The organism is Nitrospirales bacterium (genome assembly GCA_031315865.1).
Lineage (GTDB): Bacteria > Nitrospirota > Nitrospiria > Nitrospirales > UBA8639 > JAGQKC01.
In genome coordinates this window covers 2,949,640-2,963,022 of sequence record JALDRJ010000002.1, presented here as the reverse complement: position 1 = coordinate 2,963,022, position 13,383 = coordinate 2,949,640, and the positions used below count along the sequence as shown (strand labels likewise).

Annotated in this window: 12 protein-coding genes; 5 read left to right on the top strand and 7 right to left on the bottom strand. The window is 51.2% G+C overall.

Annotated elements, in window-relative coordinates; translation table 11 throughout:
• Positions 1 to 75: 75 nt before the first annotated feature.
• Together MRJ96_13480 and MRJ96_13475 are read left to right on the top strand one after the other, a co-directional pair.
• On the top strand, positions 76 to 726 hold the full coding sequence (locus MRJ96_13480) for a transglutaminase family protein (GenBank protein MDR4502456.1): 651 nt from the start codon (positions 76 to 78) through the stop codon (positions 724 to 726).
• A gap of 118 nt (positions 727 to 844) precedes the next feature.
• A complete protein-coding gene (locus tag MRJ96_13475; GenBank protein ID MDR4502455.1) occupies positions 845 to 1,771 on the top strand; it encodes an RluA family pseudouridine synthase in 927 nt (308 codons plus the stop codon).
• A 3-nt stretch (positions 1,772 to 1,774) separates the two neighbouring features.
• Here the strand turns inward: MRJ96_13475 and MRJ96_13470 are convergent, their stop codons facing one another.
• Positions 1,775 to 2,788 carry a S1C family serine protease gene (locus MRJ96_13470; GenBank protein MDR4502454.1) on the bottom strand — a complete coding sequence of 338 codons (1,014 nt, stop codon included), beginning with the start codon at positions 2,786 to 2,788 and terminating at the stop codon, positions 1,775 to 1,777.
• Positions 2,789 to 2,808: 20 nt separating this feature from the next.
• Complete coding sequence (locus tag MRJ96_13465; GenBank protein ID MDR4502453.1) at positions 2,809 to 3,393, bottom strand: mismatch-specific DNA-glycosylase; 585 nt, start codon at positions 3,391 to 3,393, stop codon at positions 2,809 to 2,811.
• A gap of 181 nt (positions 3,394 to 3,574) precedes the next feature.
• Between MRJ96_13465 and msrA the strand changes: the two genes are divergently transcribed.
• Positions 3,575 to 4,192, top strand: coding sequence for a peptide-methionine (S)-S-oxide reductase MsrA (gene msrA, locus MRJ96_13460; GenBank protein ID MDR4502452.1), 618 nt, complete (start codon positions 3,575 to 3,577; stop codon positions 4,190 to 4,192).
• 46 nt (positions 4,193 to 4,238) lie between these two features.
• Here msrA and MRJ96_13455 read toward each other — a convergent pair whose 3' ends face one another.
• The gene (locus MRJ96_13455) at positions 4,239 to 4,883 is read right to left on the bottom strand and encodes a hypothetical protein (protein MDR4502451.1); all 645 of its coding nucleotides are present in this window, start codon (positions 4,881 to 4,883) and stop codon (positions 4,239 to 4,241) included.
• A gap of 306 nt (positions 4,884 to 5,189) precedes the next feature.
• Between MRJ96_13455 and MRJ96_13450 the strand changes: the two genes are divergently transcribed.
• Entirely contained in the window at positions 5,190 to 5,504 is a 315-nt protein-coding gene (locus tag MRJ96_13450; GenBank protein MDR4502450.1) for a hypothetical protein, read from the top strand.
• On the opposite strand, the gene MRJ96_13445 is transcribed toward MRJ96_13450, so the two are convergent.
• Entirely contained in the window at positions 5,501 to 6,325 is an 825-nt protein-coding gene (locus MRJ96_13445) for a 50S ribosomal protein L11 methyltransferase (GenBank protein ID MDR4502449.1), read from the bottom strand. The genes MRJ96_13450 and MRJ96_13445 overlap by 4 nt on opposite strands.
• A gap of 87 nt (positions 6,326 to 6,412) precedes the next feature.
• On the opposite strand from MRJ96_13445, the gene MRJ96_13440 reads away from it, so the two are divergent.
• Positions 6,413 to 8,281, top strand: a complete 1,869-nt coding sequence (locus MRJ96_13440) for a hypothetical protein (protein MDR4502448.1) — start codon at positions 6,413 to 6,415, stop codon at positions 8,279 to 8,281.
• 9 nt (positions 8,282 to 8,290) lie between these two features.
• On the opposite strand, the gene MRJ96_13435 is transcribed toward MRJ96_13440, so the two are convergent.
• The 3 genes from MRJ96_13435 to MRJ96_13425 form a co-directional block, all read right to left on the bottom strand.
• Entirely contained in the window at positions 8,291 to 8,572 is a 282-nt protein-coding gene (locus MRJ96_13435; protein ID MDR4502447.1) for a hypothetical protein, read from the bottom strand.
• Between the two features lie 63 nt (positions 8,573 to 8,635).
• On the bottom strand, positions 8,636 to 8,839 hold the full coding sequence (locus tag MRJ96_13430) for a hypothetical protein (protein ID MDR4502446.1): 204 nt from the start codon (positions 8,837 to 8,839) through the stop codon (positions 8,636 to 8,638).
• The gene (locus MRJ96_13425; protein ID MDR4502445.1) at positions 8,811 to 13,235 is read right to left on the bottom strand and encodes a DEAD/DEAH box helicase; all 4,425 of its coding nucleotides are present in this window, start codon (positions 13,233 to 13,235) and stop codon (positions 8,811 to 8,813) included. Before MRJ96_13425 ends, MRJ96_13430 begins: the two co-directional genes overlap by 29 nt.
• Positions 13,236 to 13,383: the final 148 nt, after the last annotated feature.

Here is a 13,383-nt window from a genome sequence, read left to right as displayed (position 1 = left end):
TTGACATGCTAGAACCGGTTGAATACCTTTTCAAAAACGCTTGAAGCAGTCATAGGCATTCTGCCAAGAGTGATCATGCAGCAATATCTCTCGGCCAGTCACTACATTAATTGGCAACACCCTCTCATCCTGACGCAAGCCCACATGCTGGCAAATGGATGCGCCAATCCTCACGAAATCGCCAACGCTTGCTTTGAGTTTGTACGAGATCAGATTCAACACAGTGGAGACTATTCACTCAATCCTGTGACTTGTCGAGCCTCAGACGTTCTGCGCTATCGAACCGGCTATTGTTACGCAAAAAGTCATCTACTCGCAGCGCTTCTGAGAGCCAATGGCATTCCCGCAGGCCTGTGTTACCAACGCCTGACGATCAGTCATCAAAGACCGCCCTATTGTTTACACGGTCTGAACGCCGTGCATCTCGATCGCATTGGCTGGTATCGAATTGATCCTCGAGGAAATAGGGATGGAATACAGGCGACATTTTGTCCACCGACTGAACAGTTGGCGTTCCCCATCCAATCCGAGGGCGAATGTGATCTTCCAGAAATATGGCCTGCCCCTCTTCCCGAAGTTGTCGCGGTCTTAGAAACCCAGAAAACTTATGAAGAAGTTTCCAACAATCTTCCTGATATTGAGCTGATTTCGCCCGTTCACTCTCAATCCAATCCGGCTTCTATGCAAAGTGTTTTTTCAACGCATTCAGTAGGGCCTGACAAATAGGATTGCGCAAACCTCCGATGGCTCAGTCGTCAGGAGAATCATAGATCGACTGTCATTCCACAAAGCTGGAGGTGTTCTTCGTAACCGGCAGCATTCTGACCGCGCCTACTCAAAGGACATGATTACTGAATTTGTCATCACCCGCGGAGAGCAGCGTAAACGGCTTGACATCTTTTTAGTCCATCGCGAACCTGAAGTCTCTCGCTCACGTCTTCAACGACTCATTCAACTCGGCCGGATACGGGTCAACAACCTCATGGTGAAACCGAGCTTTCAAGTCAAACCTGGCGATCGCATCACTCTGGACACCCCAAAACCAGGATCTGTGTTGGTTAAGGGAGAAGTAACCCAGCTAGACATTCTTCACGAAGATGAGGCGATGCTCGTGATCAATAAGCCACCGGGTGTGGTGATGCATCCCACAGCGGGCATGTGGTCAGGAACGATTTTGAATGGCGTTCTTGACTACTTCCAGGTGACGACACAAAAGGGGTGCTCACCCGGCATCGTACATCGATTAGATCAAGATACCTCTGGAGTAGTGGTGGTCGCGAAAAATTTGGACGCACACCGATCTCTCGCGAAACAATTTGCACAACATTCCATCACCCGACAATACCAAGCCTTGGTCTGGAATGTTCCGACTTCTAATGATGGCGTGATCCACTTGGCCATTGGACGCGATGCGCATGACTCCACCAGGCATTCCCCCGACACGACCAGGCCTCGTACGGCTATCACGGAATATCATATGATCAAACGATGGGCAAACGTGGCAGCCTACTTGAACCTCGTCCCGCGTACTGGGCGCACCCATCAACTGCGCGTACACCTGGCCTCCCATGGCCTCCCGATCTTGGGGGATCGATGGTATGGGAAGGGAACAACCGGTGAGATAGCAGACAGGGCAATTCCAAGAATGATGCTCCATGCACGAAGTCTTGGCTTTCAGCATCCCAACTCAGGAGACTATCACGAATACACGATTGAATGCCCACCTGATATGCAAGCTCTCACACAACACCTACAACAAACGTTACGATAACGATCAGCTTTTTCCCAACAGCACTTTCACGACCTTGACCTTCTCACCACGCAGAACGTGAAGCTCAACCGTTTGTCCTGGTTGCGTATGCTCGATCAAATAACTTTTTAATTGTGCAGCTGATGTCACTGGGGTTTGGTCGATCGACAAAACGATGTCATGTTTTCGAAGACCAGCTCGACGAGACGGCCCCTTTGCTTCGGCGACCGCAACCCTCCATTGCTGCTGTACTTTAACAGCGGTCATGCGAATCCCGAGCCGAGGAAACGCCGGAGAGTGGCCGTTCTTTAATGCCTCAACTACTTTCTGCACCAACGCGCCAGGAATCGCAAAGGCAAATCGACTGCAACGACGTTCATCACTCTTCCCTTCCGATTGAATGATGGCATGAATAAGGCCAACGAGATTCCCCTGCCGATCAAAAAGTCCTCCCCCAGAATTTCCACTACAGGCTGACAGGTCTATTTGCATGAGACGCGACTGCCCTGTTGGCAAAAACGTTCGAGGGTTTCCAAATCGGCCAAAGGCCAGCGCAGGGCCCCAACCGAGTGGATATCCTACCGTGAATACCTCGTCACCTTGCAGAGGTTCTTCAGGAGCAAAAGAAACTGATAGCACCTCATCATTTTTCCCCGCCACCTGCAGACGATAGAGGGCCAGATCAAGGAATCGATCGGACCCGACCAGCTTGGCTTGCCATTCACTAAACCCGGTACTGAGCACACGTATCGTGTCGGGAAGGTGCGTATTACCTCCTTCCTGACGATCGACCACATGTCGTGCCGTGAGGATATAACCATCTCCTAAATGGACCCCAGATCCTCGAATGGCAAATTCAGAATACACACTTTTATAGGCGTCATCCTCCGCATGTCGCAAAATCCCGACGGTAGCCATCTTGGCCTGTTCTGCTGCCTCAGGTAGAGAACGCGACGAAACCGACACGGGCAACGAGAGATTTAAGACAAGACTGCCGAGCACGACTAAGCCTAGAGCATTTGCTGACCAAAGTTTCACGCTTGACTCCTTGTATAATTCTACTCCATACCACCCACCGAGTTTACTCGTCGCAGCTCAGACTTTAGTCGGCACAACTCATCAAACCCTTTCAACATGTCACTGTAGGAATAATGGGCATTACGCCCACTGGGGTTCGGCAACAAGACGACACGGGCATTCTCGAATCGTTCGGGGAGTAATCCGACTCTCCGTGGCGCGTCAGAATTTTGGGAACGCTGCGAAGACCGCATGCCTTGAGGAAACACGATTGGATAAAGGGTGACACCCAGTAACGCGAGAATAGCAGGGCGATACCGACGAATCTTCTGTTTCAACACCTGTCGGCCTTCAGAATAATCACGGGCAAGAAGGTCGCGACTCCCGGACGTCGTGCGCGATACGATATTCGTGAGACCCACCCCCCAACTCGGTAAACGCCAATCATCCTCATACGTCACAGGACATGGCAAAAGACGAGAGTCATTCAGCAATTTCCAGAAACGATTAGAATGACCGGCAAAATGGTGACCCACAACCGCTGACCGAACGCCTGGGTTAATCCCCACGAATACGATATCCAACCCAGACTTGATATAATCTGGAAGCGTCAGATGCCCACTCAACCGATAAACCTCATACCCAGGCCGGAGTACACTCCGCTCACCGACCCTTTGTAACAATACGGGATTTCATGGGACAATAGTCCATGAGCAAAGGATTAGTATTCAAATCAGCTAAAAATAACACACATCTGCCGTTGGTAGGCTCCAACTCTACCATGGCAATTCCACGGGAGAAACAATCATGAACAAATTCACAGGATTCGCTGTCTTGCTCGCGATCGGGTTAATGTTGACGTTCATTGGGGCTGTCCCATCTAGCAGCGCCGTTGGTGAACCGGGACAGTATTCCACAGCCACCTTTGCGGGAGGATGTTTCTGGTGCCTGGAACCACCCTTTGACAAACTCGATGGGGTTATTTCAACGACCTCGGGATATACGGGGGGCCAAAAGTCTGACCCTACGTATGAAGAAGTCTCGGCTGGAGGAACCGGCCACACCGAAGCTATTCAAGTCGTCTTCGACCCGGCCAAGATCAGTTATCCAGAACTCCTGGACGTCTATTGGAGAAATTCTGATCCGACGACAGCAGATCGCCAATTCTGCGATCATGGGAATCAATATCGCCCGGCGATTTTTTACCACGACGAGGAACAACGGAAATTGATCGAACAATCCAAGGCTAAGATTGAATCGACAAAAACGTTTCCACAGGAAATCGTGACGGAAATTGTGCCGGCCACGACCTTTTATCCGGCGGAAGACTACCACCAAGACTATTATCAAAAGAACCCATTACGGTATAAGTTTTATCGATATAGCTGTGGACGTGATCAACGACTGAAAGAATTATGGGGCTAGCACGAAGTAGGAAAATGGAAATTCCGGCTAGGTCGAATACGATAACCTAGTCGGAAGATTTCCCGTTGCGGAGGTTTGAGAGGACTTCTTCAGCCTCGGGGATGAGATCCTTGCGATTCTGAACTTTTGCAAATTTCAGGGCCGTCATGGCTAATTCCATGGCTTTTTCATGTTGGCCGCGCTCAGCATAATTTTGAGCGATGACCAACCGGGCATTGATCGCGGTCGGTTCTCGCTTGATCACCTCCTGAAGAAGCTCTTCCCCCTTTTCCGTGTCTCCCCCGAAAAAGGCCGGCAACTTCACGAGTAACGTGCCCTTGGAGGACATGGCGTCGATGTGGTCAGGGTTCAGTTCAAGCGTCCGGTTCAAGGCATCCATCATCCGGTTATAACCAAAAATTGCTAGAAAATCCGGTTCACCGTCAATTCGCATTTGCTCTCCCAAGCTACAGAATAAAGCAAAATGCGCATCCGCATTCTTATCGTTTGCTTTCACAGCTCGTTCGGCTATGGTTTCGGCGCGTTTAAAATGTTCCATCCGGCTATCACGAGTTTGCGCAATACGTCCTTTTTGACATTCTTCTAACGCCTGAGCACTTAGGTCTTCCGACGTTTCCTGAGCGAAAACGAGCGCCATATCAGGGGACAAGAGCATGATGCACATCAATAAAATGAGATGTGTCACCTTCATGAGAACGCTCTCCTCATTATCCATCTCACTAGCTTGTTAAAGGAATACAGGGCATCTCGCCAGAGGGTACTTATTTTATACCCAATTAATGCGGTTGTTTTCAACCCGAAACCAAGGCCTGTCAACGTGTGAAACCTTTGGATCTCTCACAACCGGACATTTGGAAAAGTTCCATTGAATCGTTTGAAAATTTTGCACGTTCATGCTACCTCTTTCCGTGACAAGTTCATGTAAGCATCGCAACGATTTTCCTCTCGTACCTCCATGCGTTTACCCGGACGTATTATCGGACTCCTGAAGGAGTACATGCACGATCTGGTGGAACAAGCCAGACAAGAAGAGGCGGCATCCCAGGCCTTCGGCTATACATCCCCGCCATATGACACGGATCAAGCCATTTCAGACCTTCTGGCAATCCTGGATGACCGGATTGAATCAGAAGGCGTTCAAGTCGGCCTTCATGTGGATTTCCTTCATCAAATGTGGACATTCTGTGATCAGGCACGTATGCAAGTCTCGGAAACCGTTTGGCTTGAACAACATCAGGCTGAAGAAGAACGATCAAAGGCTCAAACTCGTAAGCTCACGTATCGTGCCCTCATAGACTATCTTGAACATTAGCCAGATAGATAGTCTGGGGCTCTTCGTACAAGCTCGATCGCAATCCATTCCGCACGTTTCCGAACGTCTCCGTCCCTCCATCCATATTGCCGATAATAGGCAACCAGTTCTTCGTAATCAGATTCGAGAATTCCTGTCATCAGCAATAGCGTATGCGAACCGGCAACGTTGGCAAATGCCTGATCGACCGACAACAACGTTCGCCGGTCAATATTGGCGAGGATGACATCATACTGACCATCAGAAAGGTCATGAATGTCCAGGACCTGAAACTCCAACTCAGGACCGAAATGATTCATCCGCGCATACTCCTTCGCGCATTCCAGGGCCACGGCGTCATGATCGATCGCGAGCACAGACGTTGCCCCAAGGCGCAACGCGACCATCCCTAAGAGCCCACTCCCCGTTCCAACATCGAGCACCTGCTCCCCACCTTGAATGGTATCTTCCAGCCATTCACACAAGAGTTGTGTGGTCGCATGATGACCAGTCCCGAATGCTTGTTTGGGGTCAAGAATGAGTTCAATCCCATCCTCTGCCACTTCGACTTCACTCCAACTCGGTCGAACCACAATGCGTTTCCCGATATGGATCGGTTGGACCGACTCCGTCCAGATACGGTTCCAGTCCTGCCAAGGAATCGTTTGAACCCGAATCTCATCATGATCGACCTTCAAGCCAAGTTCCAGGAGGGTTTCACCAAGTGCCTCAAGCATGGACTCATGCCAATCGGCATGGTCCCAATACAAATGGACAACACCCTCGTCTTCCCAGGCACCCAATAGGCTCATGTTCATGAGCCGTCCAGCTAGTTCACTCACGTCAATCAACCCCGTCAGATAAACATGAATATACGTTTGCATAGAATTTGACGGAGGGGTTAGATGACTGTAAGGTCAGGACACACCATGCCTGACACGTTAAGCCAGAAACGAGAACGAACCATTACGCGCGGCATCGCAAAGGCCGAACGGCTGCTCACTCATGGCGTACAGACCAGTACGTCCTTTACACGATGTCGCCTCGCGATCTTTCTTTTAGCCTTTTTCACGTGTTTGGCACTCTACAAAGCCGCATGGTTTCATACCGGAAATTTGGCATTGCTGGCCTTTCTTGCCTTATTCGCAACCGTAACGTACTTTCACGGGATCTTAAAGACCAAGCTGCTTCGGCTCACAAAATGGAAACAACAAAAAGTCACGAATCTTGCCCGCCTCCAGTTAGATTGGTCGAAGATCCCATCACGATCTTTTCCCACCATAGCTCATCATTCATATGCGTATGATTTGGATATTGTTGGACCACATTCGCTACTCCAGCTTTTAGACTCAACGCTCTCGCTTCCTGGCCAGCAGCGCTTACGGCAATGGATTTTGGCTCAAAATGAGCACCCATTACATGATGTGGAATGGACTCACCGGCAATCGCTCATTCAAGAAATTTCAGGCCTTACGCTCTTGCGGGATCGAATCGCACTAGAGGCTTCGCTCGTGAGTGAGCAACCCTTGGACGGCCAACGAATAGAGGAGCTGCTTCGTCACGGAGTGTCTATTCCTTACGTCACACAACGGCTCATACTCGCCCTCATACTGTGTGTGAGCACCATCATACTTGGAATACTGTCTGTAAGCATCAGCATACCAGGGTATTGGGTCCTTTCGTTCGGCCTGTATGTGGCCCTGTATTTTTACACGGCTGGCCACATGACACCGATATTTGGTCGAGCGCTGGACTTGCATCATGAATTAGAAAAATTCGTGGCCGTCACTCAACGACTGGAACGTCACCGCTTTTTCGATCAACCAGAACTCAAGGAACTCTGCGCTCCACTGATCACCGATCGCCGCAAACCTAGCAAACTTCTTCGTGACCTCGCACGCGTCTGTGCCGGACTCAGCATCAAAGCTCACCCGTTAGTTCATCTATTCGTGAATGCCCTCATGCCCTGGGACCTGAGTTTTGTCTACCAGCTCAAGAAAACCTGTCATCGATTAGAACACTCGCTTCCCATCTGGATAGACCGATTAGCCACGCTCGACGCATCCAGCTCCATAGGGACCTTTGCCTACCTCAACCCGGATTACACATGGCCGGCAAGAGAACAGCTCAGCGCTTCCCAATCTGAAGCCGGTTTTACCGCGACAAACATCGGACACCCTTTAATTAAAACAAATTTTCGTGTGGAAAACAGTTTAGCGCTCCACGGATTAGGCCATGTGCTACTCGTAACCGGGTCGAATATGTCAGGGAAAAGTACGTTTTTACGAACAATAGGAATCAATATTTGCCTGGCTCAAGCCGGCGCTCCCGTTTGTGCCGACTATCTTGCGTGGACATGGTTGCGACTCTTATGTTGTATCCGAGTGACTGATTCACTGGCGGAGGGACTGTCCTACTTTTACGCAGAAGTGAAAAGATTGAAAGTCGTCCTAGACGGTGTGAATGAGCGTGAGGGCCACCCAGTCCTCTTTCTCATCGATGAAATATACAAGGGGACCAATAACCGTGAGCGTTTGGGAGGCAGCGAAGCCTTTATCAAAGCGCTTCAGAAGGGGAATGGGCTCGGACTCCTTTCCACCCACGATTTGGAATTAGCGCTACTGGAAACCAATGGATCGCGAATTCACAACATGCACTTCCAGGAAACGATCGAAAACGGGAAACTACAGTTTGACTATCAGCTAAAACCTGGCCCCTGCCCTACGACCAATGCCCTCCGCATCATGGCGCAAGAAGGACTTCCTGTGCCGGACAAACAGACGGAAGATATCGTTTGAGTTTCGCCGCTACGGCTTGATTAACTTGACCTCCTGGTCCTGCGCTTGATCCGTCTTCTCACCGGTGCTCGTCCCACATTCCGAACACAAATATTCATAGAGATTACCAGAGGGCAAAACCAAAAGAAGTCGCTCCCGCGCAGGGGTAGCCGTCTTGCATTTCGGGCAGTAGAGTAATGAAGCTCGAAGAGCACTAAACTGCTCCTGTTGGGCCTGTGGAGACATGGGCTGACGTCGCCGCAAAGCTGGTGGGATCGGGGGCGGTGCTCCCGGAAATGGTCTTCGTGACATAATCAGATATTATCCAACAGAGAAACGAGAATCAAGAAATAGGACCGTATTCTATGGTAGCCTTCATAAAACATTCATCGCAACCACATACAGGCCGATCAACGAGAAGAGTCCAATAATCGCTCCAAGGATAAACCAGAGAATATCGACAATCATTTTTTGCCGACTTGTTTTTTTCTTTCTTTGATCGGCCATATGCAATAAGCCTTCTCGAGATTCTTTGTCTTCCTGAAACAATTTATCCCAACGCCACGACCGATCGATCATCACTCACAGGCACACCATTTCGGAAACAGATGACTTTGGAAGTATTGGCCGGCACTTTCTCTCCGGGAAGAATGATCCCAACGAGGTTGAGGGGATCAGCGGCGGAAATATGAATGTCCTGTGCACTGGACCGCGGGTCACGCCTGACGGCACGGAGTGATTCAACGGCTTCGGGCAACGCATATTGCTCTCCCGTAAATCCATTCACAAATCGCCCTCCCCGGATCTCACCTCGCCACTCCAACCGGCGAAATTGAATAAGAAGCTCACGCCAAGTCATCGCAGACGATTCCCGTTTCAACACATCACGAAAGACCACGCCATAACGAATGAGCAACTGCTTAGCCCATTTTTCATGGATCTGATCGGTCGTGAATGACTCTTCTGGAGGACGACGCGATGGCAGTAAAAGATCCCACCGCCCCGCGCTGTGACGAGGCCGCTGCTTCCGTTCCTTGCCATAGGCATTGCGCCGCTTTGGGTTGAGCAGTGCGCGAAGGTTGTCAAAACCGTCAGAGGTCACTAACCCGACAGCCACAAGCTCCCAGAGTGCTTGTTCAACCTCTGAGGCCAGATGTCCGGTTGTCCCCGTCAGATCCGTAAAAAATGATGCCCCTCGGGATTCCATGCACTGGAGAACATCTTGGGCCACTGAGCTCAAGATCTGCCGTAGACCAGAGTTGGCATTATGTAACCTGTGACGATTCAACGCGAGGTGCCACGCAAGGTCTTCTCGGAGAAAGAAACTGATCGGCGCAAGACTTGTGGGGCTGATACGACGGGGGACTGATCGTCGAGCCTCAACCTGAAACAACGCGTTCTCATCTTTTTTTCGACTTTCAGGTGAAGTATTTGGTGCCTTGTACGGCGGCGTCAGCCTTCCCCAGGCAACGGTCCCTCGCAGACACAACATATCTAAAAGTTCCGGTTTGTAGTTCGAAACGCGCTCCTTCAAAATTGAAGGTTCCCAAGAAGATGCGGCCGTTTCAAAACCCGCAAGTTGAGTGATGACTTCCTGTAACCCCGGCTCTCCATGTAATTGTGAACCAGGCGCACGATGCTGCCAACGGAACAGAAACCGCATGAAGTCTGCCGCGGAAACCGGTTCGATCTCCTTTCGGAGCGAGCTGACTGTCTTCCGGTGAATTCGGGCAAGCAACCGCCGGCCACACCATTCTTCAAGCTTTCCATGACTTTCTTCAAATCCCGCTATGCTTGAGTCTCCGTTGAATGGGAAAGAAGACATTTCCGAACGGTACTGTCCACGCAAAACTTGCCCTTGCCCTTCTAGATGCAGCAACGCTTGCCTGACTGCCGACTGAGGAAGATACAACGCGCTTGACAGCTCTCGCACGGTCACTGGCCCACAAGATTCCATCCATCCTTGCACAATATGCAGGACGGCGTTCGCTTCCTCGATCGTAGGCACGTCGGCAACAACCGGAAGAAGTTCCAATTGCTCAGGGGCGAGAATTTCGACAGAAGGAAAAACTGCTTGAACCGCTGAAAACTGTTCGGTTGTGACCCACCCTCTGCGTAAGGGGATTTCATCATTCTGCTCACTCTTGATTCCTACGATCAACGCACGCTTTGATTCCAGCAATTCATGAAGGTACGGCTTCCAGGAGGCGCTCATCTCTTCAGGCACCCACACCAAAAGATGAAGTACTTCATGAAGTTCATCAGCATCACGAACCATTGGCCATGCCTCTTCGATGACTGCAGCGATGGCTTTCGGATCAAGAGAGCCCAATGTTCCGCCAATATCAGAGGGAAGAACTTGCCGCAGATTCACTGCTCGAGCCCGCCGTTCTTCCAGTGGGGCATCATCCAAAAACGCATAGGGATTCGCATTCAAAATTTCATGGGCGAACGGCGAGGGAGCCGGAGACTCTATGGCGACGCATTGCACCTCACCAGACTCCATGCGCTGCAGCAGGCGAATCAAGCCATCGATATCCATGGCTTCTGTGAGACAATCGCGCACAGTCTCTTGAACCAAGGGATGGTCGGGAATCGGCACGTCTCCCACATGGTTATCTTGGCATGCCGTGGCCATCGGAAATACCGCACCCAATAAATCCTCCGCTCGCATACGCTGAATATGCAGAGGCACCTTCTTGCCTTTTTGAAAGCGCAACAGAGCCAGGGACCGTGAGATGTTCCATCGCCAACGAGTGATAAACAGCGGTGAAGCTAATACAGCCTGAATGAGAACATCCCGCACCGTTTGGGAATTCAAGAACGAAAAGATGGCATCCAGCGGAAAACTGTGTTTTTCACCCAGCGAGAGAACCAACCCTTCATCAGTGGCCGCAGCTTGCAACTCAAAGTCGAAATTCAGGCAGAACCTCTTGCGGAGAGCCAACCCCCAGGCTCGATTCACACGTCCGCCGTAGGGGGAGTGAATGACGAGCTGCATGCCACCGGCTTCATCAAAAAAGCGTTCGGCAATAATCCGCTCTTGCGTTGGAACCGCCCCCAGCACTTGCTTGCCATCTTGAACATAGGCCACGATCTGATCCGCTCCGGCTTCATCGACTCCACATTCAGCCTGCAGAATAGTTTTGGCCTGCACACTATTGCTCGATTCTTCGAGGGACCGGCTGACCCGCTCCCGAAGTCGCGCCACCTCATTCGACAGCTCTTTGGTACGTGAAGGAGCCTCACCACGCCAAAAGGGAATATTGGGAGGAGCCCCATGCGCATCCTCCACCCTGACCCGTCCCGTCTCAATCCCGCGAATCCTCCAAGACGACGTTCCTAGGAGAATAATATCTCCGGCCAAACTTTCTACCGCAAAATCCTCATCCACCGAGCCCACAACTTTGCCTTCCGGCTCCGCCACGACCGCATAGGTGGCGGTGTCTGGTATCGCGCCGCCAGAAGTGATGGCGGCAAGTCTCGCGCCACGGCGCGGGCGAACCTTCTGCTGCACACGATCATGAAAGACATACGCTTGCTGACGGCGGCGTCCGGGCACATACCCCTCTGCCACCATCTGGAGCACGTTTTCGAACATGTCCCTGGTGAGATTTTGATAAGGATAGGCACGAGAACATAGTCGATACAGGTCATCAACCGAGCGTTCCTGCGCCGCCACTTCTGCCACGAGTTGTTGAGCCAGAATATCGACGGACTCAAGTGGAACCGTCGCGGGATCTAAATTGCCTTGCCGTATCGCGTAGACCGTGGCAGCACATTCGACGAGATCATCCCGTGTCGTGCAAAACAAGCGGCCTTTGGGCGTCGCGCCAACCCAGTGCCCGGCCCGGCCGATTCGCTGCATACAGGTCGCAATCGCGCGAGGCGAACCTATCTGACACACCAGATCCACATGGCCGATATCAATACCCAGTTCGAGTGAAGCGGTGGCTACCATCACTTGAAGCTGCCCTGTCTTCAGACGATCTTCGGCGGACAATCGAATCTTTCGAGAAAGGCTGCCATGGTGCGCCATCACTTTGTCTTCACCCAAACGTTCAGTTAAATGATGAGCGATACGTTCCGCTAACCGTCGTGTATTGACGAACACTAACGTCGTGTGATGTTCACGGGCCAACTCGGCAATGCGATCGTAAATCTCCTCCCACATCGCATTCGTTGCGACGGCTCCCAATTCATCACGAGGAACCTCAACCGTTAAATGAAGTTCGCGCTTTTGTCCGACATCGACGATCTGACACGACGATCGCGCCGGTAAATTCCGCTCAACGGCATTGCCGACAGCGCCTTGGCCAACGAGGAAATCGGCAATAAGTTCCAGAGGTCGTTGCGTCGCGGACAAACCGATTCGCACAGGAGGCTTGGGACAGAGCGCCGCCAATCGCTCAAGCGACAATGCCAAATGGGTTCCCCGTTTATTGGGAGCCAAGGCATGAATTTCATCCACGATGACCGTCTGCACATTCGTCAGAATTTCACGGCTCTTACGCGCCGTCAGCATGAGGTACAAGGTTTCCGGAGTGGTAATCAGAATATGGGGAGAATGCACGAGCATGCGCTGACGCACCGACGGCGGCGTGTCGCCGGTTCGCACCTCAACGCGTAAATCCGGAACGAGATAGCCGGCCGACAATGCGCATTGCGTCATCTGCGCCAGCGGTTCCTGCAGATTCTTCTGCACATCATGACTCAAGGCTTTAAGTGGGGAGACATAAACAATCTGCGTTTGATCGGCTAACTCACAAGACAAGGCCTGCTTGAGAAGCGTATCGATGCACGTCAAAAACGCCGCCAGTGTTTTCCCTGAACCCGTCGGCGCCGCAATCAACGTATGCTGCCCGGAAGCAATCACCGGCCAACTGGCGATCTGCACATCACTCGGCTCACCCACCTGCGACCGGAACCATTCAGCGATGATGGGATGAAAAGAAGAAAGGGCTGAGGCGTCCATGATTAATGACATCGTAGCCCTTGCAGCCAAAGAGGTAAAGCTCTCAATTTAACGCAACAAAAACTAGACCATGGCCCTTTCTTACGATCTACGCCTATACTTTTCCAGACATATTTAGATAGCCTTACTTAAGAAAGAGTAATCTATA